The 20,349-nt window shown below is 36.9% G+C and carries 21 protein-coding genes and 1 pseudogene; 12 read left to right on the top strand and 10 right to left on the bottom strand.

The annotated features are described in order from the left end of the window. Window positions 1–165 precede the first annotated feature (165 nt). Window positions 166–480: a helix-turn-helix transcriptional regulator gene (locus LG377_RS12165; protein ID WP_225744982.1), complete on the top strand. Its 315-nt coding sequence runs from the start codon at window positions 166–168 to the stop codon at window positions 478–480. 308 nt (window positions 481–788) lie between these two features. On the opposite strand, the gene LG377_RS12160 is transcribed toward LG377_RS12165, so the two are convergent. The 7 genes from LG377_RS12160 to LG377_RS12130 form a co-directional block, all read right to left on the bottom strand. Beyond that, window positions 789–1,382: a YdhK family protein gene (locus LG377_RS12160; protein ID WP_225744981.1), complete on the bottom strand. Its 594-nt coding sequence runs from the start codon at window positions 1,380–1,382 to the stop codon at window positions 789–791. Window positions 1,383–1,519: 137 nt separating this feature from the next. Then, on the bottom strand, window positions 1,520–1,978 hold the full coding sequence (locus LG377_RS12155; protein ID WP_225744980.1) for a DUF305 domain-containing protein: 459 nt from the start codon (window positions 1,976–1,978) through the stop codon (window positions 1,520–1,522). A gap of 148 nt (window positions 1,979–2,126) precedes the next feature. Continuing rightward, window positions 2,127–4,208, bottom strand: coding sequence for a heavy metal translocating P-type ATPase (locus LG377_RS12150; protein WP_225744979.1), 2,082 nt, complete (start codon window positions 4,206–4,208; stop codon window positions 2,127–2,129). 138 nt (window positions 4,209–4,346) lie between these two features. Next, a complete protein-coding gene (gene tcrZ / locus LG377_RS12145) occupies window positions 4,347–4,553 on the bottom strand; it encodes a copper chaperone TcrZ (RefSeq protein ID WP_062532177.1) in 207 nt (68 codons plus the stop codon). An 82-nt stretch (window positions 4,554–4,635) separates the two neighbouring features. Then, the gene (locus LG377_RS12140) at window positions 4,636–7,101 is read right to left on the bottom strand and encodes a heavy metal translocating P-type ATPase (RefSeq protein ID WP_225744978.1); all 2,466 of its coding nucleotides are present in this window, start codon (window positions 7,099–7,101) and stop codon (window positions 4,636–4,638) included. Between the two features lie 12 nt (window positions 7,102–7,113). Continuing rightward, complete coding sequence (locus LG377_RS12135) at window positions 7,114–7,569, bottom strand: CopY/TcrY family copper transport repressor (RefSeq protein WP_225744977.1); 456 nt, start codon at window positions 7,567–7,569, stop codon at window positions 7,114–7,116. Between the two features lie 839 nt (window positions 7,570–8,408). Then, on the bottom strand, window positions 8,409–9,320 hold the full coding sequence (locus LG377_RS12130; protein WP_225744976.1) for a hypothetical protein: 912 nt from the start codon (window positions 9,318–9,320) through the stop codon (window positions 8,409–8,411). 765 nt (window positions 9,321–10,085) lie between these two features. Here LG377_RS12130 and LG377_RS12125 point away from each other — a divergent pair. After that, window positions 10,086–10,628 carry a tyrosine-type recombinase/integrase gene (locus LG377_RS12125; RefSeq protein WP_225744975.1) on the top strand — a complete coding sequence of 181 codons (543 nt, stop codon included), beginning with the start codon at window positions 10,086–10,088 and terminating at the stop codon, window positions 10,626–10,628. A gap of 41 nt (window positions 10,629–10,669) precedes the next feature. On the opposite strand, the gene LG377_RS12120 is transcribed toward LG377_RS12125, so the two are convergent. Beyond that, a complete protein-coding gene (locus tag LG377_RS12120) occupies window positions 10,670–11,083 on the bottom strand; it encodes a GNAT family N-acetyltransferase (protein ID WP_225744974.1) in 414 nt (137 codons plus the stop codon). A 110-nt stretch (window positions 11,084–11,193) separates the two neighbouring features. Here LG377_RS12120 and LG377_RS12115 point away from each other — a divergent pair, with 110 nt between their 5' ends. The 7 genes from LG377_RS12115 (at window position 11,194) to LG377_RS12085 (ending at window position 18,201) form a co-directional block, all read left to right on the top strand. Beyond that, window positions 11,194–12,384 carry an IS256 family transposase gene (locus tag LG377_RS12115; RefSeq protein ID WP_225744973.1) on the top strand — a complete coding sequence of 397 codons (1,191 nt, stop codon included), beginning with the start codon at window positions 11,194–11,196 and terminating at the stop codon, window positions 12,382–12,384. Window positions 12,385–12,891: 507 nt separating this feature from the next. Further along, window positions 12,892–13,464: a Dps family protein gene (locus LG377_RS12110; RefSeq protein ID WP_002292150.1), complete on the top strand. Its 573-nt coding sequence runs from the start codon at window positions 12,892–12,894 to the stop codon at window positions 13,462–13,464. Between the two features lie 144 nt (window positions 13,465–13,608). Then, window positions 13,609–14,313 (top strand): Crp/Fnr family transcriptional regulator, encoded by a 705-nt coding sequence (locus tag LG377_RS12105; RefSeq protein ID WP_002292156.1) that lies wholly within the window; start codon window positions 13,609–13,611, stop codon window positions 14,311–14,313. Between the two features lie 228 nt (window positions 14,314–14,541). After that, the gene (locus tag LG377_RS12100; protein ID WP_225744972.1) at window positions 14,542–14,880 is read left to right on the top strand and encodes a hypothetical protein; all 339 of its coding nucleotides are present in this window, start codon (window positions 14,542–14,544) and stop codon (window positions 14,878–14,880) included. Further along, window positions 14,865–15,719 (top strand): prolipoprotein diacylglyceryl transferase, encoded by an 855-nt coding sequence (lgt, locus tag LG377_RS12095; RefSeq protein ID WP_068710168.1) that lies wholly within the window; start codon window positions 14,865–14,867, stop codon window positions 15,717–15,719. The genes LG377_RS12100 and lgt overlap by 16 nt, the downstream gene beginning before the upstream one ends. A 146-nt stretch (window positions 15,720–15,865) precedes the next feature. Then, on the top strand, window positions 15,866–16,099 hold the full coding sequence (locus tag LG377_RS12090) for a heavy-metal-associated domain-containing protein (RefSeq protein ID WP_003103602.1): 234 nt from the start codon (window positions 15,866–15,868) through the stop codon (window positions 16,097–16,099). 197 nt (window positions 16,100–16,296) lie between these two features. Further along, window positions 16,297–18,201 (top strand): heavy metal translocating P-type ATPase, encoded by a 1,905-nt coding sequence (locus LG377_RS12085; protein ID WP_225744971.1) that lies wholly within the window; start codon window positions 16,297–16,299, stop codon window positions 18,199–18,201. Window positions 18,202–18,471: 270 nt separating this feature from the next. Here the strand turns inward: LG377_RS12085 and LG377_RS12080 are convergent, their stop codons facing one another. Beyond that, the gene (locus tag LG377_RS12080) at window positions 18,472–18,708 is read right to left on the bottom strand and encodes a helix-turn-helix transcriptional regulator (RefSeq protein ID WP_002329962.1); all 237 of its coding nucleotides are present in this window, start codon (window positions 18,706–18,708) and stop codon (window positions 18,472–18,474) included. Beyond that, the gene (locus tag LG377_RS12075; protein ID WP_010728593.1) at window positions 18,705–19,013 is read right to left on the bottom strand and encodes a DUF6442 family protein; all 309 of its coding nucleotides are present in this window, start codon (window positions 19,011–19,013) and stop codon (window positions 18,705–18,707) included. The genes LG377_RS12080 and LG377_RS12075 overlap by 4 nt, the downstream gene beginning before the upstream one ends. 209 nt (window positions 19,014–19,222) lie before the next feature. On the opposite strand from LG377_RS12075, the gene LG377_RS12070 reads away from it, so the two are divergent. The 3 genes and pseudogenes from LG377_RS12070 to LG377_RS12060 all read left to right on the top strand — a co-directional run. Beyond that, window positions 19,223–19,585 (top strand): metalloregulator ArsR/SmtB family transcription factor, encoded by a 363-nt coding sequence (locus LG377_RS12070; protein ID WP_023171225.1) that lies wholly within the window; start codon window positions 19,223–19,225, stop codon window positions 19,583–19,585. Between the two features lie 16 nt (window positions 19,586–19,601). Next, window positions 19,602–20,219 carry a CadD family cadmium resistance transporter gene (locus tag LG377_RS12065; RefSeq protein WP_023171224.1) on the top strand — a complete coding sequence of 206 codons (618 nt, stop codon included), beginning with the start codon at window positions 19,602–19,604 and terminating at the stop codon, window positions 20,217–20,219. 5 nt (window positions 20,220–20,224) lie between these two features. After that, window positions 20,225–20,349 (top strand): annotated as a pseudogene (locus LG377_RS12060) (IS6 family transposase); the annotation flags it as partial.

The raw sequence follows: 20,349 nt of genomic DNA, 5'->3' as shown, positions 1-20,349 counted from the left end.
CACATGAATATTCATTCATATGTATTCGCGTTCATTATATATTGCTAAATCGATTTTGTCAAAAAACTATTTGGTATACTCGTTAATAGGAGTACAGAAAAATATTGCTTTACATTGTTCTTGTGTTAACATGAACGGATAAACATATAAAGGAGAGAAACTCTTATGTATACTTCATCAACTTTACCATTTAAAAATGAGTCCCTACAAGAAGTCAGTAAGCTTTTTAAAATCATTAGTGATCCTACGCGACTTTCAATTTTATTTCTTTTACACAAAGAAGAACTTAGTGTAGGATCTATTGCTCAATCTATGAGTATGGAACAATCAGCCATTTCTCATCAGTTGAAAATTTTAAAAACCTCGAGATTAGTAAAAGCAAAACGAGTTGGTAAAAATATGATTTATAGCCTTGACGATCTTCATGTTTTTAGTATTCTTGAACAAGTTTTAACGCATATTGAAGAACAAGAAAAGTAATTATTTACTACAATGTTTGTTAGAAGTTAATTGTTTGATTTTAAATATACTAATTAAAACAATAATATTAATTAAAGTTCCTTTTCGACTAATCATTTGTGACATAGCACACGCTCACAAAAAGGCATATAGGTTTAAAGAGGAATTCTTCTTTAAACCTATATGCCTTTTGATTTTCTATAAAACGCAATATTTTTTATTATTTTTGCGTCCAAAACCTTGAGTAATCAAGGTTTTTTTGTATACTGAAATTATAATCAAATAATGCAACTTAATATATTCGTTTTCGTCAATAGATAGTATATTGTTTACTCAGCCGGTTCTAATTCATCTTCAGTCAACCATTTGTGATTCTCGACGGTATCTCCAGTTTCAGTATCAATATAGGTAATCATATAAACTGACGTGTCTTCTGCTGAATCAATAGTAGCTGTAGCACCTTGCATACCTGGCATGTGATCAGCTTCTAGAACTACTTCATCACTTGTTTGGTAAGGTTCTTCTTGGGAGTTTTCAATTTCCTTGTGTACGATCCATTTATGATTGGAAACTTCTTCACCTGTTTCGTTATCAGTATAGGTGATTTCATAAGCAATTGAATCAAAGGCGCCCACAATCTCACCTGTGGCTCCCCTCATACCTGGCATGTGATCGGCTTGAATGGTAACTTCGCTGCCAACAGGATAAGTTGGGTTTTCTGCTTCTTCCAAACCTTCTGGGATTTCACCAGATTCATCGTGCATCATGCCACCGTGATCACCACTTCCTGAAGATGTATCGTCGGTTGTCGTTTGGTTTGTGTCTGTTATAGTAGATTCATTTACCTCGTCAGTGCCACATGCTCCGAGCAATAAGGCAGATGACAGTAAAATAGTTCCTATCCATTTTTTATTCTGTTTCATTTTTTTCCCTCCTGATTAAAATGTAAAATTATTTTTTTATAAATTTAACTATAGAAATGGGACGATTAATAGTAATAGAACATTTTTACGTTTTCACCGTGAAAATCAGTTTAGATTAGTATAAGAATCTATGCTGTTTAATCCTCCCGATTTTTCTCTATGTCTTCTATCAATTGTTCCATTTTAGCAATTTCTTCTTCTTGTGCTTGGATAATTTCTTCGCTTAATTGCTGTGCCCGCGAATCTGTGAGATTGGCATTTTCACTAGTCATAATAGCAGTAGAGTGGTGTGGAATCATGGCTCTCATCCAAGCAGTATCGTCTACTCCGACTTGGTTTTGAATAAGCCCAAACGATCCCACCACGAGTAAAACTGAAAGTCCCATTATTCCAACATTTAATTGTTTATTATCATACATTTTCCACATAAAACCCATCATAATAATCGCCATGACAGAACCCATTAGAATGGCCATATAGATACGAGTCTGACTCAAGTAGATATGCGCAAATTCATTGACATTCACGAACATCAAAAAATACATAATCACTGTAGACGTCAAAATCATGAGGCCAAAACGAATATACTTTTTCAATTAGGTACACTCCTTTAAATATTATTTTCAGTGCTCTTAGTATAAACTCTTTTATTCTTTTATGAAAACTATATGTTTCCAATCCTGTGAAACTATTGTATTTTCAAACGTTAAGGTGATTCAATTATTCGATATATTAATCGACATTTTATTTTGGCTCTAATTTCAATGTCATAGCATTGATAGCAACAATTACAGTCGAAAGTGACATCAAGACGGCACCGACTGCTGGGCTTAATGTTATGCCGATTGGTGCTAAGATTCCTGCAGCTATTGGGATTGCGATAAAGTTATACCCTGCTCCCCAAACAAGATTTTCTTTCATCTTACGTGTGGTCTTCTGAGCCAACTCGATAAAGGATTCAATGTCGCCCGGGTCTGACTGTGTCAAGATGACATCGGCTGAATCCAATGCTACTTGAGTTCCCGCACCAACAGCTATACCAACGTCTGCCAATGCAAGAGAAGGTGCGTCGTTGACCCCGTCACCGACCATGATAACTTTCTTTTCTTCTGCTTTAAGTTTTTCAACTAATTCATATTTGTCTTGAGGAGATTGATTAGCCAAATAATCAATACCTAAAATTTCTGCTGCTCCTTGAGCCGCTTTTTCATTGTCACCCGTTGCCATAATGGGTTGAATGTTGTTCTTTTTAAGGGCTTGTATTAAGTCTTTACTTGTTGGTTTTAATTCATCCCCTAAAGCTACAGCACCGATTGCTTCGTCGTTTTCTACTAAGACACTGAGGGTTGCTCCTTTTGGAATATCCATATCCAGATTACGTCCATATGCTTTTTGACTGATTAATTGATAACGATGTCCGTTAGCTTGACCTTCTACACCAGCGCCAGAAATAACATCAATCGAATCAAAACTTACTGGACGTATCCCTTGCTGTTCTGCGTAACTAATAATTGACTGAGCGATAGGGTGACTAGATCCACCTTCGATACCTGACAATAAGGCAACGATTTCATCTTTCGTATATTTATCATTAAAGAGTTCAACATCTAATACTTTAAACTCACCAGTTGTTAAAGTTCCAGTTTTATCTAAAACCATAACATCTGCGTTTGTAGTCAACTCCAAAGCTTCCCGGTCTTTCACTAATAATCCCCGACTGGCCCCTAAGCTGGTACTACGAGCAGTCACCAATGGAATAGCCAGACCCAGGGCATGCGGACAAGCAATAACTAATGTGGTGACTGTAAAAATAACTGCCGTTGGTACATCAGCTATAACCATCCATATGACAAGGGCAATAAGAGCTACAATAATCGCAATATAAAAGAGCCATCCTGCAACTTTTTGTGCAAGATTTTCTGCTCGAGATGGTTGGCTTTGAGCTTGACTGATTAATGTCTGAACCTGAGAAATGAAGGACTTATCGCCCGTCTGCTTTATTTCCACATAGAGGACTCCGTCACCATTGGTTGATCCACCGATAACTTCATCTCCGGGATTTTTTTCAATTGGTTTCGATTCCCCAGTCAAAAGTGCTTCGTTAACACGTGATTCGCCACGCTGGATCGTTCCATCTGCTGGAACATTTTCTCCGGCTTGAACACGAATCAAATCACCTACTTGCAAGTCAGCAACTGGACGTGTTTCAATTGAATCGTCTTCCAATACAACATGAGCATCTTTCGGCACCAACTCAGCCAATGCTTTTTGTGCATCTCCGGCTTCTCCAACAGCTTTCATCTCAATCCAGTGACCTAACAACATGATTAATACTAATGAAGAAAATTCAAAGAAAAATTCCATCACATGTTCACCAGTCACATATCTAGCAATGACTGCATAAACACTGTAAAAGTAGGATACAGAGATACCAAGAGTGACAAGAGCCATCATTCCAGGAGCTTTTTCTTTAAACTCATCTATTGACCCCATATAGAAAGGTTTACCTCCATAAATGTACAAAATCGTAGAGAGAAGAACCACCAATATATCAGAATACTGAAATGTAAACTGAAATGGTAACGAAATCCCCATCATAGGCGATAAAATCATAATGATAATTCCCATAGGCAATGATTTTAAAAATATTTCCTTGAAATCTCCATGGTGGTGATGATCGTGCCCGCCATGCCCACTGTGGTCATGACCAGCATGATGATCGTGATGCCCCCCGTGATGTTCCATTTCATTATGGTCGTGTTTTGAGTGATCCATGTCGCCGTGATTATGATGACTATGTGACGAATGTTTTTTGTTATTACTCATTTTTAATTCCTCCTTATTAGATTAGAGACTGATTTTAAAGTTTTAGAACCCTCTCATCTAACACTGCATATAATTATCATAAAAAGGGTTCTATACTTTATCTCTATCTACTATCTATGAATAAATGGTATTCGTACTTTATGCACTTAATACTGAATAGTTAGTTTCTGCTAAAGCAGCATTGAGTGTTTCGGTATCAATCTCTGTTTGACTTTCCAGTACTGCTTTTTTAGTCGCTAAATCCACCTCTACAGATTCAACGCCTTCAATAGCTGAAAATTTTTCTTGCACTGTATTGGCACAACCTGCACATTTTACGCCATCTAATAAGACTTCTTTTTTCATTATTCTATTCCCCTTTTTTTATTTGTCTTCTCCCGTTTTTTAAATAGGTAGAAGTTTAAATCCCAGATAAGTTACGTATTTTCTAAACAACTGCTGGTTTGAATCGTCTTAACCGTAAAGCATTGAGCAAGACCGATACGGAACTGAAACTCATGGCGACTGCCGCAAACATTGGACTCATCAATGGTCCGCCAAAAATATACAAGAGACCCATCGCAACTGGAATACCTACAAGGTTGTAAGCAAAAGCCCAGAACAAGTTTTGTTTAATGTTTCGTAGCGTTGCATGACTTAAATCAATCGCAGTCAATACAGCGGTTAAATCATTACGCATAAGGACAATATCAGCCGATTCAATCGCCACGTCTGTACCTGATCCAACTGCAATACCGATATCTGCTTGAGCTAATGCGGGTGCATCGTTAATGCCGTCTCCAACCATCGCTACCTTCTTGCCTGCCTCTTGTAGTTTTTTGACTTCCTCTGCTTTATCTTCAGGTAATACTTCACTTAATACACTGTCTATACCCACTTGCTTAGCAATCGCTTTGGCTGTACGTTTGTTATCTCCAGTAATCATGATTACTTCAACACCGCGTCTTCTAAGTTCTTTAACAGCCTTCATACTATTTTCCTTGAGTGTGTCAGCTACTGCGATAATTCCAGCTAGTTCTCCATCAACAGAGAGATACATCGGTGTTTTTCCTTCGTCTGCTAAACGATCGGATTCTTTTTCCATGCTTGATAAATCAATCTTTTGCTCTAGCATCAGTTTACGGTTTCCAATGTACATATCTTTGCCCTCAATTTCAACTCGAATCCCGTGTCCAGGAATCGCTTCAAAATGATCTGGTTTAGCTAATGTCATGTTCTCTTCTTTTGATTTCTGTACGATGGCTTCGCCTAATGGGTGTTCAGAACCTGTTTCACCGGAAGCTGCATAATATAAAAGATTTTCTTTAGTAATAAGAGGAGTTACCAAAATATCCGTCACGATAGGTTTACCTTCTGTCAGTGTCCCTGTTTTATCAAATACAATCGTGTCTAAATTATGAGTGGTTTCTAACGCCTCACCACTTTTTATCAAGACACCATGTTCTGCCCCTTTTCCGGTTCCAACCATAATACTTGTTGGAGTCGCCAAACCTAAGGCACATGGACAAGCAATGACAAGGGTTGTTATGATAACGGATAAAGCAAATATTCCAGATTGACCTGCAATTAACCAAGCAATCCCTGCTAAAACGGCTAATGCTATTACAATCGGTACGAAATATCCGGTAATGATATCGGCCATTCGAGCAATGGGTGCTTTAGACCCTTGCGCGTCTTCTACCAGCTTGATGATTTGGGATAGAGTAGTGTCACTTCCTACTCGAGTCGCACGGTAGTCAATGGAACCATTTTTATTGATACTAGCCCCTATAACCTCGTCTCCATCTTCCTTTTCTACGGGAATACTTTCTCCTGTCAGCATTGATTCATCGACTGAAGTGCGTCCCTCAACAACAACACCATCTACAGGCATACTTTCTCCCGGACGAACTCGAATAACATCTCCTAAAGCGACTTCGTCCACAGTAATCTCTTGTTCCACACCATTACGTATTACTCGAGCTGTTTTAGGAGCCAAGTTAACTAATTTTTCAATAGCTGAGGACATTTGCCCCTTTGAGCGTTCTTCTAAAAATAGCCCTAATGTATGGAGCGCCAAGATAACTCCAGTTACTTCATAATAAAGTAAATCGGAAAAGTTGCCGTAACCCAGGCCTGTCCCGATTGTCGCAGCAAGGCTGTAAACAAATGCAGACGCCGTACCAAGCGCAATCAGGGAATCCATATTTGGGTGACCTTTAAATAAACTTTTAAATCCCTTCTGGAAATATTCCCAGCTTACTACCATTATCGGCAAAGTCAGAATAAGTTGTAAAAGAGAAAAATTAAATGCATTTATCATTGGGTCAACGATATTTGGTAGAGGCATACCGACCATATGACCCATGGATATAATTAATAAAGGGATTGTAAATATAATGGATATCCCAAAACGATTTAAAAGTTGCTTCATTCTTTTTTCTTTTTTCTCACGCTTCTCTGCTCGTGAATTATCTTGAGTATCCGTAGTCTCTAATACGGCTGCATAACCACTATTGGATACAGCACCAGTCACATCAGATACTGAAATTGCTGACGGGTTATAAGAAACTTGCATTTTTTCTGTCGCTAAATTGACTGAAGCTTTATCTACGCCCGACAACTTTCCGACAGCTTTTTCAATTGTCTGTGCACAGGATGCACAGGTCATCCCTTCAATTGCAAAGGTTTGCGTCGTTCCTTCCTGGGTGACCATTTCATACCCTGAATTATCCACTGCTTTTTGTAGATTTTCTACCGAAAAAGTTGGTTCATCGTACTCTATACTTAACTTCTCTGTTGCTAGGTTTACGGAAGCCTGTGTGACCCCACGAACCTTTTTTGCTGCTTTTTCTACTGTCTGTGCACAAGACGCACAGGTCATACCTTCTATGGCAAATGATTTATTCTCCAATTTTTTCGCTCCTTATTCTCCATGATGATGTAAATGGCAATCGCATTGCCCTTCTGCACACTGACAATCAACTTCTTCTACTGCGAAAGCTTTTTTCATCTCTAATATTTCTTCTATCCGTTGGATATCATCGAAACTTAAAGTATGATCCTTAATGATACTCTCTATTACATTCCCGACATTCTTCCGACAAATACGATCGAAAATATCGTTTGTAAAACTTCTTACCGCTTCTTTCTCTTCGATATTTGCCGAATAAATATATTTTCTACCTTCTTGCTCTGTATTTAGTACGCCTTTTTCAACCAGTCGACCTAAGAGCGTTTTGATAGTAGCTTGTTTCCAGTCCATTTTCCCCTTCAAGATTGAGATGACTTCTTTACTAGTCACTCGGACATTCGCCCAGACTGCACGCATAACTTCCCATTCAGCATCTGTGATATAAGGGTTTACAACTATTGTACTCATTTTTTCCACCCCTTTCGTTTACACATGTAAACTAAATCGTTTGAAGCAAGTTTACATGTGTAAACCTTTCTTGTCAAGGATTTATTTAAAAATAAAGGAGGACAGCTATTCTTATACACTTTTCATTATAAAATGATATTTTCTAAATATGGTGCGTACTATGATAAAGTCCATATAATTGTGTAAAAAGAAAGGCTATATAATCGCCTGTACGGTACATTATTTTTAACCACTAAAAACATACCAGGAAGCTTTCATATGACCAAAATTTGTACCCTTAGCGTGAACTCGAAAAAATATATTTAGAAGCTGTACAAGTTTATCTATTAAAATTAAATTCTTTAATGAAAGAGCTTTTAAATTAATAATATTTAATTCTCGATTTGAAGGCTTTTTCATGGGTCAAGTAGCTTTTTATATTTTCAATATATTTATCTCTCTATTTAATTAAAGAATTTGAGTTTCGAGGTCGATAGATAGTTTTTATATATCGACTTCGGTATATTAATTTCACAGTTTTAAAAACGCAACATTCTATATAAATGTTGTATCTTTTTTTACACGATAAAGTCCATTATTCAAATTACGCTCGGATAACACATAAATCATTGCAAGGTCAGTGTGATTCGTTCATAATTGATTACAAAGTAGTCGTTTATGAACAGTGTTTAAAAAAAGTAGAGAGCCCTCACATCAGGGATTAAACCTACTGAATTTAACGAACTTCTGTTTTTAGCTAGTTGTGTATCAGACTTACTTGTTAGATAGAACAAAATAAAAAGCGAGCAGATTTAATATCTGTCCGCTTTTAGTTCAACTGGTAATTTTTCGATATTTAATTATTGATATTTCTCATCTTCAATAAACGAGATATACTGCTCTAGCAAATGAGGGTGCTCAAGTGATTTATCTAATGCAAAAGCTTTAAGCATACCTCTATCTTTATACTTCGTTCTTATTTCATGTTCTTTAAGCACTCGGTTAGTAGGCTTTACAGGTGTAAGCACACCGTTTTTTTCTTTGTAAGTTACCAAGGGACTTCTTCTATTCAAATGCTCGTCTTTTAAATGAGCAAAAATTACAGTATAGACAAACTTTTCAATCGAAAATTTATAATTATCAGTCACTAACCCAGCTGGTACAAGAAGTATAGGTTTCTTGTCTGGCCCCATCGGCAAATTTGCTACTAACTGTTTCCATTTTCCATCTGATACATCGTAGTATTTGCAAAGCCCTGTCACATAAACGGGAATACCAAGCTCTTTGCAAATATTTTCAGTAAATTCTGCTAGCTCTTTGCTAATTATGTTAACAGTCAAATCTGAAAATCTATCAGCACCAAAATTCGGAACGAATAGAGGAATTAGAGTCGGACGTGCCATAAAAGAGTTTCTGAGAAATTCTTCAGATGTAATCTTCTGAAAAACACCGTCTAATATTTCTTCAGATGGACCATTACCTTTTGAAGCCCCTTTAGAAAGACCCAAATGAGTAGCATTTATTTCCTTAGGTTCGCTAAGCAAAGAAATGGCTAAATTTTTATTTCCTTCTGCATATAGACTAAAACCTTTTTTAAAGTACTCTTGTACTTTGAAGCTAGCCTTCTTAGAATCGAATAAAGGTTCGTTAATTCCAGCAATTTTTACCGGATCGACAAACTTTTTCACGTCGGAATTCAAAGGTATATCTAGGTACCTGTCGTCTTGTTTGTTGAAGTGTTGATTAAAGCGAATAATTTTGTTGTTTTCCATTAATAATAATCTCCTGATTTTGGTATAGTGCGGCCATGGGAGATCATATAAGTAGTTTCATTTCGTAAAAATTCATATTTTTGATACAATATTTCTATCGAAAGACTTGAAATTGAATTTCGATAGTGATATTATAAATACCAGTTGAACGGAATTAATAGTCATTAAACGATTAAACAGTTATAAGAAAACCGACAGTAAAAGGCTGAAACTTCTACTGTCACCGCTATGCTAATTATAACATAGTTTTACAAAATTTTCAAGTTTTTAAAATAATTATTTTTGTAAGCGCTAACTTTGTGTCGCGAATGTGTCAAACCCATATTAGGTATAGATTACACGATTTTTGATTTTGTGTTTTCCAAGAATTCAATACATAAAAAAGAGGAGTGATTAAATCACTCCTCTTTTTGTTTTACTTATGGCTAGAAAAAGTAATTGCGATGTATGAAGAGATGTATTTCCCTTATAGAGTGACGGGTAGTGCGTGTTACTTTATTAAATAAACTTGGAAAATTTTGAAGAAGTAAAAAATTTTAGCAACGGCGTGAATCATAGAGCTTCCGCTGTAACTCATATGGTTTTGCGTAGTTGCAAATCTAATAGAAAAAGTATACTTTGAAATTTAAAAAGTAAAAAACGCAACATTTGTTAAGATTGTTGCGTCCGAAACCTTGTACATGCAAGGTTTTTTTTGTATACTAAATTTATAAGCAAATAATGCAACTTATTGAATTTAATTGTTGCGTTTTAAGGAGCCGAAATATGAGTACTTCTAGTCCAGTGAAAGACCAGGAAAAATTGAAAGAATTGAAAAGTTTATGGGAGAAGACATCTAAAAAATATGTCTTGATCGATTTCATGTTAAATACAGGATTAAGAGTTTCTGATGTGTTGTCGACTAAAGTAGGGACAGTTCTTCATGGGGAGTATATTGGAATTGAACAAAAAACGAAAAAACCAAAACGATTTCAGTTGAATGCAGGAATCCAGTTGATCATAAGAGATTATGTGTTGGCCAATCAGTTAACTGAAGAAGATTATTTATTTCCGAGTAATAAAAATCCTGAACAACCCATTAGCCGTTATCAGGCCTTTCGGATTGTCCAGGAGTCTGGAGATCTTATTGGATTAAAATTATCGCCGCATAGTTTACGGAAAACGTTCGGTTATCTTCATTATAAGCGCACCAATGATGTAAGTTTGTTGATGAAGGTCTTTAATCATTCCAGTCCAGCAGTCACGTTGTCCTATATTGGTTTAGACGAAGAAACCATGCAAAATGAAATATACAATCATTATATATAAACATTAAGAAATATAGACGCTTATTCAGCTAATAACTTCGTTCAAAAAGGAAAGTATTCCATTGGTTCCGTACAATGAGCGTAACCATTTTTCTTGTAATAATTAATAGACTCATCACTCGGCCATACAATTACAAACTCATATTTATTCTCTTTTATCCAGTTATTTATTGTACTTACTACTTTGCTTCCAATGCCTTTATTTCGATATTCGGGAACGGTATACACGTTGGTCATATATGCAAATGGATAATTAACTTTACCAGGCCTTGGAACTTTTTGTATCAATTCTATGTATATATGAGATGAAATTTCCCCTTTATTCTCAGCAACCCAAATAAACCACTGATTACTGTTTAATGCATTTTCTAGAAACATTTGGCATTCATTTTCAAACGCTTCATAAGATTCGTTTTTTTTGCTCTCATCGAACTCGATGGTATTATCCCATCTCATTTTTATCAATGTTTTAGAGAGTGTAAAATATCTTGTGTAAATAGAAAAAAGGAAGCCCCTTCTGTAGAATAGAGTTACCACACTACATTCACAGAAAAGAGGACTTCCCTATGAACAATCTTACTACAGATATCTTACAGACTCTAGCTACAAAAGGTGATTTAAATGAATTATTTCGTTCTCATATAGAATTGGCCGTTAATACACTCTTAAGAACGGAATTGACCGTCTTTTTAGATTATGAAAAGTATGATCGTATTGGTTTCCATTCAGGTAACTCTCGTAACGGCACCTATGACCGTACGGTCAAAACAGAATATGGTGAACTTAAGCTACAGATTCCACGTGATCGTAATGGTGAATTTAAACAACAGACGCTTCCTGCATATAAAAGAACCAATGAAACGCTGGAAGAAACGATTATTCATCTCTTTCGAAAAGGGATCACGATGTCTGAAATTGCCGATTTGATTGAGAAAATGTATGGTCATCACTATACGCCGCAGACGATGTCCAACATGACAAAAGTCTTTTCTGAAGAAGTGGCTGCTTTTAAAAAACGTCCACTAAATGATCATTATGCCGCTATATATCTTGACGCTACCTATATTCCCTTAAAACGTAAAACTGTAGACAAAGAAGCCATTCATATAGCCGTTGGAATCCGTCCAGATGGTGCCAAAGAAGTACTCGGTTATGCCATTGCCCCAAATGAATCTACTGTTACATGGAAAGAGCTATTAGAAGACTTAATAAGCCGTGGTGTTAAATCGGTTCTCCTCTTTGTGACCGACGGTCTTAAAGGAATAAAAGATACGATTCATCAAGCATTTCCTCAAGCTGCTTATCAACACTGTTGTGTTCATGTTTCTCGCAATATTGCTAGTAAAGTACGTGTAGCTGATCGCAGAGAAGTATGTGAAGATTTCAAAGCTGTTTACCAAGCAGACTCACGAGAAAAGGCAATCGAAGTTCGGCTTGAATTTACAGAGAAATGGCACACCAGTTACCCTAGAGTAACCAAAGCAGTCTTAGAGAACGACAGTTTACTGACGTTCTATGACTTTCCCGTTTCGATCCGCAGGAGCTTGTACTCCACTAATTTGATTGAATCTTTTAACAAACAAATCAAAAAATACAGTCGACGTAAAGAGCAATTTCAAAATGAAGAATCCATGGATCGCTTTTTAGTCTCAAATTTCGATCTGTATAATCAGAAATTTTTAACCCGAAGCCACCGCGGGTTCCAGCAAGCTGAAGCAGAGCTATGGGAAATGTTTGGAACACTAGCAGAGAGATGATTTTTACAGAAGGGATTCTTTATTTACACAAACTTCTTGACGCTCCCCTACTAAAAATAAATAAAAAAATTCTTTTCAATTTTTATTTATGGTATGACATAAATAAAGTAAAGTTATTCGTCTATGTTAATCTTATTAATGCTCTTTCTCACTAGTGTTGCATGCAACACTAGTGAGAAAGAGCATTAAATATACTGCAAGGCAAGACATTTGGTAATTGAAGAATAACAAGCAAAAAAATAGCAGTCAGGTCTCTTGACAAAGTATAGTTGCTATTCTTTTTTTAGGCCCTACTTTAATGAAATTTTTGTTTGGAGGGAACGACTTCATTCCTTTGATTATTTCAGTTGAATTTAATAGAGAAGCCTGGCGTCTATTAAGAAATACTTTTCTTGATGAGCGTCAATTTTTTTAACGGAAATCTATCCTATACTAAATTCAGTAAAGAAAAAGGAGGAATCAAAGAAAGCTATTTTAAACAAACCAAAATTATAGGAGGAATAAATCATGACTGAAAATAAAGCTACTCAAGAAAGAACACCCCAAGAAAGATTGCAAGAAGAACAAGAACACAAGGAACATGTTCATCATACGAAAATTAATGCAGCGGCCATTGCGGATCATCTTTTAGGCAATATGCATACATTACATGTGAAACTGCACCAATATCACTGGTATGTAAAAGGAGCCAATTTCTTTACGTTGCATGAAAAATTTGAAGAGTTGTATAACGAAAATGAAAAATGGTTCGACAAACTTGCGGAGCGTCTAATTACTTCTGGGCATAAACCTGCTTCGACAACGGTTGAATTTGAAAAATATTCGATGCTTTCGGAAGATGCAGTTAATAAATACGCTAAAGCAGAAGACATGGTTGAAAATATTATCGAGGACTTCAGAAGCACTCGTGACCTAACTATTCGCGCGATTCGTTTAGCTCAAGACGAGGGTGACGATGCTTTAGAAGATACATTGATTGCTTTTAAAAATGACTTAGACAAGAACATTTGGATGCTGCAAGCGTTCATTGGTAAAGAAGCATTAGAAGATGATGACGCTCTTGATGAGGATGAAGATTAAGGTAAAAGTAGAAGCTGATTTAGGGATTGGAATTCTTTCCAGTCCTTTTTCCATTTTCTTAATGTGCATCAATTTTTTTGTAGTAAGAGACTTATATAATAAAAGCAGCGAATATAAACAAAATAAATAAAGGGGGAGAATGAATTGACTAAACATACCCATCATGAAATTGGTGACCACGCAGCCTGTATCCGCTTGGTTCCAATATTCAATCACTTAGAGGATAGCGCGATGAATTACATTGCTGAAAAAGCCCACACGAAACAGTATCAAAAAGGAGAGTTTCTGTTTCGTTCACAAGAAAAAGAGGATACTTTATATATTATCAATCGTGGGAAAATCCGTATTTATCGATTGGCAGACTCTGGCAAAGAGCAGCTAGTGCGGATCTTGAACCCTGGTGATTTCACCGGAGAATGGACCTTGTTCAACCCGGATGCAGTACACGAGGAATATGCCGAAGCAACCCGAGATACCGTTGTCTGTATGATTCAGCAAAAAGATGTCCAAGATTTTCTGGAACAATACCCAGCTATTTCTTTAAAACTATTGGCGGAAATGTCTAAACGGTTAGAAAGTTCAGAACGTCAAACGACACAAGTAGCCGTGGAGAGTGTCATTACCCGTTTAGTTTTGTTTTTGGCAGAAAATGTGGAACCTGAAATGGGCAACTCTCCCACCATCACCCTGCCGATGGCAAAAAAGGACATTGCTTCCTATTTAGGAACGACACCTGAGACCATCAGTCGCAAATTTGGAGAATTGGAGGACGAGGGATTGATTCAACAGCTGTCTGGGAAAAGGATCAAGATTCAGGATTTAGATGATTTATTGCTTTACAGCGAATAATCGGACACACTTTTTTCTACACGTTGGTGTTCTGTCGCTCTTCATTAACAACGGGACAGAACTCAGTGCTTTTGCTTCCATCTGTCCGTTTTTGGCTTTTTTAAGACAGAACGACCTTCATTCATTGGAAAAATAAAAGCACAAACATGATAACCCTCAAGTTTTTTTGTTTTATTTTTCTTTAAGATAGGGTTGTCGAACAAAACGTAAAAATAAGTAGGGGTGAATGTGCATTGTTTTTGGGTGATAGTTGCCATCACGTTGTCAGCAGCGGGTGCATTCTTTGTCGTCCCTTTCACCAAGAACACGATTGGCGGCGAAGCAAAAACGTCTAACGTTGTTGAGGCAGATAGGTTAGCTATGGAAAAAGAAGAGGAAGTTGTAAAAGGAGCCGGCGTAATCGGACACGGAAAAGTGGCGTATTACGAAGCGAGTGACCAGGGAGCTAAAAGTGAATTCACTGTTTGGTTTCCATGGAGCTTAGCCGGAATCTTGTTCAGCATCACCATGACTAGAATGACGCGAAAAATTGAAGAAATGGAGCAAATAGAATGGGATTCGTATTAGGCGTTTTGAATCCCCATGTGGTGGAGATTGGTTCTGTTGTGATTCATTGGTATGGAGTCATTATTGCAGCGGGCATATTAGCGGCTCTCCAGTTGAGCACCAAGGAAGCAAAGAAAAAAGGACTGGAAGAGGATACCATTATCGATATGGCCTTATGGGCAATTCCGATTGGACTCCTCGGCGCTCGGCTTTATTATGTGTTATTTGAACTTGGTTATTATCTGCAAAATCCAGGACAAATCCTTGCGATTTGGAATGGCGGCATTGCGATTTATGGGGGATTGATTGCAGGAGGGGGTACGCTATATTGGTATGCAAAGAAAAAAGGTACTTCTTTGGCACTCGTTCTTGATATTTTAGCGCCCAATGTATTGTTAGCCCAGTCCATTGGTCGTTGGGGCAATTTTATGAATCAGGAAGCTCATGGTGGACCGGTTACTCGTCAATTCTTGGAAAATCTTTATTTACCTGAATTTATCATTGAACAAATGAATATCAATGGTACCTACTACCATCCGACTTTTTTATACGAGTCATTGTGGAGTTTGTTGGGCTTTGTCCTCATCGTCACTATACGGAACCGAAAACAGCTTTTGCGTCAAGGAGAAGTCGCTTTGAGTTACGTTTTGTGGTACTCAGTGGGTCGGTTCTTCATTGAAGGTATGCGAACGGACAGTTTATGGATTGGCGAGTGGATCCGCGTTTCGCAAGCCTTGTCTCTGGCCCTGTTTATTGGCGCGATTGTAGTATGGTTTATACGCAGACAAGATTATCCACCAATTTCTTATTATTCTGATGGCAATAAGGGGCAGAAAAAGACTATTAAGATGGTGAATTGAGCAAAAAGATAAAAAGAAGTGCAAAACTTGATAGCCGTCAATTTTCGTTTGCTAAAAGTGAGCTATACTACAGTTGTAAAGAGGAAAAGGCAGTGTTCATTAATCTGCTGCCGATAAAATAAAAACACATAAAGGAGATAGGAATTATGGAAAAAGCTATATTGCAATTAGAAACGTTGTCTTGTCCAAGTTGTATGCAAAAAATTGAAGGTGCCGTGAAATCAGTTAACGGTATTGATAAAGACAGCATTAAAGTATTATTCAACTCCAGCAAAGTCAAAACCAATTTTGATTCAGCTGTCACTTCGATTGAAGAGATTCAAAAAGCTATCGAAAACGTAGGCTATCCGGTCCTTAAAGCAAAAGTCAAGGCCGCTTAACAGATTAAATGAACTAGGCAATTCTGGAAGAAAAGCTATTTTTCCAGGATTGCTTTTTTTGTTGCAATCCGATTCGAGGTGCTTAGAAACGATAAAAGAGAACTTTCTAAACTTGATAGCCGTCAATTAATTACTTAGGCAATTATCTTATACTGTGTTTATCAATAAAAGAGAAATTAAATTTGGAGGGAAAAAGCATGCAACAATATATATTAAGCAAGAAAAATGTTATCACCGTCATCAGTGGATTGTTAATCGCACTCGGTTTCTTCAGTCACTTTGTTTTAGAAAACGTAGGACTTTCAGAGTGGTCTTTGATCATCGCCTCTGTCTTTGGGATTATGCCAATTGCCATTCAAGCGTTTCAAGCAATGAAAGTCAAAGTCATCAGTATTGATGTCTTAGTCAGTATTGCAGCGATTGGTGCGCTTTTTATTCAAAATTATGAAGAATCGGCTATTGTCACGTTCTTATTCTTATTCGGACACTACTTGGAACAACGAACATTGAACCAAACGCGATCTGCTATCAAAGAATTGACTGAAATGGCACCCGAAAGCGCCTTGAAACAAATGGATAATGGCGAATTTGAAGAAGTAGAAGTGGATGATGTAGATGAAGGGGATATCTTGCTCGTTAAAACGGGTGCGAAAGTTCCAGTAGATGGTACAGTCCTTACGGGTGAAGGGCATATCAATGAAGCTAGCATTACAGGTGAAGCTGTTCCGGTCAACAAGCTAGCTGATGCAGAAGTTTTTGCAGGAACCATTTTAGAAAACGGAACGATTCAAATCAGAGCTGACCGAGTTGGTGAGGACACCACATTTGGAAAAATTATTGAACTCGTGGAAGAAGCACAAGATTCTAAATCCGAAGCGGAACGGTTCATTGATCGCTTTTCTAAATACTACACACCAGCTGTCTTGGTTCTGGCAATTGTTGTATGGGCGTTCAGTCAAAATATTGAGTTAGCAATCACCATCTTGGTTCTAGGTTGCCCAGGCGCATTAGTTATCGGAGTGCCTGTCTCAAACGTTGCCGGTATTGGGAATGGTGCTCGTAACGGTGTTCTTTTAAAAGGGAGTGAAGTCATTCAAGACTTCAGCAATGTGGATACAATTGTATTTGATAAGACAGGTACTTTAACTGTCGGAAACCCAACCGTTGCAGCGACTGAACTGTATGAAAAAGATTCTGCTGAAACGCTTGGCTATCTGGCCAGTGTGGAACGGGAATCAGATCATCCATTAGCAAAAGCGGTCTTAAATCAAATTGGAGAAACAAACTTTTATCCTGTTGAAGGAACTGAAGTCGTGAAAGGCGGCGGAATCGTTTCAAGTGTAGCTGGACATAGAGTGGCTGTTGGGAATGTGGCCTTGATGGAAAAAGAAAATGTCACTCTCAGCAAAAAAGTGCAAAAAGATGTCAAACGGTTTGAACAACAAGGGAACTCTCTCGTTTTGACAGCGGTCGACGGTGAATTAAAAGTACTGATGGGCATTCGCGATCAAGTCCGTCCGGGTGTGAAAGCTAATTTGCAGGAATTAAAAGACTTGGGCGTGAAAAATCTAGTCGTTCTTTCAGGAGATAACCAAGGAACCGTTGATGTGGTCGCCGGCGAACTTGGTTTGACCGAAGCTCACGGCCACATGTTGCCGGAAGACAAATCGGCTTATATCGGAAAGCTTCAACAACGTGGTCAAATTGTAGCCTTTGTTGGAGATGGCGTTAACGACAGTCCGTCCTTAGCTTTAGCAGACATTGGCATCGCAATGGGAAGCGGAACGGACGTAGCGATTGAAACATCCGATGTCGTTTTAATGAACTCGAACTTCAGCAACTTGCCTCACGCATTAGGATTAGTAAAAGCCACCGCAAATAATATGAAACAAAATATCGTGATTTCAATTGGAGTAGTGTTGGTCTTGTTGACCAGCGTCTTCTTCAGCGAATGGATGAATATGTCTATCGGAATGTTGGTTCATGAAGGTAGTATCTTGGTGGTAATTTTCAATGGCATGAGATTAATGAAGTATAAGTTGAAAAGTCGAAAAGAACAAAAAGAAGTATCAGCACCTGCAGAGAAAGTAAAAATATCTTAAGAATAAATTAGAAGAGGCTGAGACAATAGTCCATCCTTGAAATGACAAAAGCGGAAACTCAGATTTTTAAATCTGGGATTTTCCGCTTTTTTGAGTTCTTGAAAAAAAAATAAGAGTATAGAGTATGCTCTTTATAAAATTAATTTTCGTGTAAATGATTAAAAAATCTAATAATAAAATTTAAATTCCTATTAAGTTGTAACACATGAAATTACATAGAATCGTGTATCTAGAAATTTGTATTAACAAGGTTCTTTAATTTTTTTATATTTAATCAAAGTAGAACAACTCTTCAAATTTTTTATCTAAAGCGATACATAATATCAATGCTAATTTTGCTGTAGGAACAAACACACATCTCTCTATTGAACCAATCGTATTTCTAGAAACACCGATCATATCTGCGAGTTGTTGTTGAGAAAGCCCTAATTCTCTACGGGTGTCCTTTAAATGATTTTTCAGTACTAAATCTGTCTCTTCTGAATAATTTTTATCTTGTTTACTCATATTGTTTCGATCACATACCAAACTAAGAACGCAATTCCAATAAAACCAGTAACAATACCATATACCAAGGTATCTTTTTCTTTCGTTTGCTTATAACGATTAAAGCTATGAAAAGATAAAAAAGATAATGGGATTGCACCAGTATCTCCAAACGGCAAATTCATATATATTTTATAGATAGTTATAAGCATGATTAACATAGCCATAGCAAAGAAACCTTTCTCATCACTCATATTATTGATATGGTCGTTGCCTTCATCTTTTTTTTCATTTCGGTAACTGTTTAATATCTTTTCTTTTTTCATAATTATCCTCCTTTTATAATGACAAGCGTACTTGTCTGAATAAAGAATAACTCAGACAAGTACGCTTGTCAATTCTGCTCTTTATTTGAACAATCTTTTGATACATGAAATTGCTTATAATAGTGTATTGAAATTAAGGTAGCTTGACAAACGAGTGATCAAATAGATATACTACCTTCAAACGACCGTTTGAAGGTGAGGTGAGATGAATGGAAAAAGTTTGCCAAGTGACTATCGTACATAAAGAAAAAGTAGACACTGTAAAAAATAAATTAATAAAAAAAGATCTGTCGAGCTTAATTGTATTAGGGAAATGTTTCAGTAATTCCTCCCGAATTAAAATTTTTTATGCTTTGGAAAATTTTAAAGAGATGTGTGTCTGTGATTTAGCAGAATTACTAGATGCTAGTATTGCTACAACGTCACACCATTTACGTTTTTTAAAAAAACATGGAATGGCAAAATCACGTCAAGATGGAAAAGTAGTTTATTACTCTTTAGCGAATGAAGACATCCTTTCCGCTATTCATGTTTTTTTAAAGTTATCAGAAAATCTATCTATGAAATCTTAGTTTGGAGGAAGTTATTTTGTTACAAAGTATTTTTTCAGCTATCGCTGTTTATATTTCTACCAGCATTGATTATTTGTTTATCTTGCTGATTATTTTTTCTCAAAGTCATACAAAAAAAGGGCTCCGTCAGATTTTTTGGGGTCAATATCTAGGAACAGGTATCTTAGTAGCCGTAAGTTTATTTGCAGCATATGTGCTGAATTTCATTCCGCAAAATTGGATCATTGGGCTTCTCGGTCTAATTCCGATTTTCTTAGGAATCAGAGTGGCATTGGTTGGCGAAGAGGAGGAAGAAGAAGAGGAAGTCGTTGAAAAGCTTGAATCAAGAGGAACAAACCGCTTCTTTTGGACCGTTGCCTTAATAACAATTGCTTCTGGTGGCGATAACTTAGGGATTTATATTCCTTACTTTGCCTCGTTATCTTTTTCAGAGATTGTCACCGCTCTAATCGTATTTGCTATTTCTGTTGCGGTTCTTTGCTATATCAGTTACAAATTAGCCAAGATTTCTTTTGTTTCCGAAACCTTAGAAAAATATGAACGAATCCTTGTTCCTATAGTGTTTATTGGCTTAGGAATTTATATATTGATCGAAAATGGTACGATTCAAACTGTATTGAGTTTATTTAATTAATAAATAACCTTAGCTATCGTGAAGTTCAAGAAATCTTATATGATCGTGACATTAACGTTTCTCATACGACGATTTATCGTTGGGTGCAAGAATATGGCAAACTACTCTATCAAATTTGGAAAAAGAAAAA

It is taken from the genome of Marinilactibacillus sp. Marseille-P9653 (assembly GCF_916618885.1).
In the GTDB taxonomy this organism is placed as follows: Bacteria; Bacillota; Bacilli; order Lactobacillales; family Carnobacteriaceae_A; genus Marinilactibacillus.
This window is presented reverse-complemented; position numbering and strand designations above follow the sequence as displayed.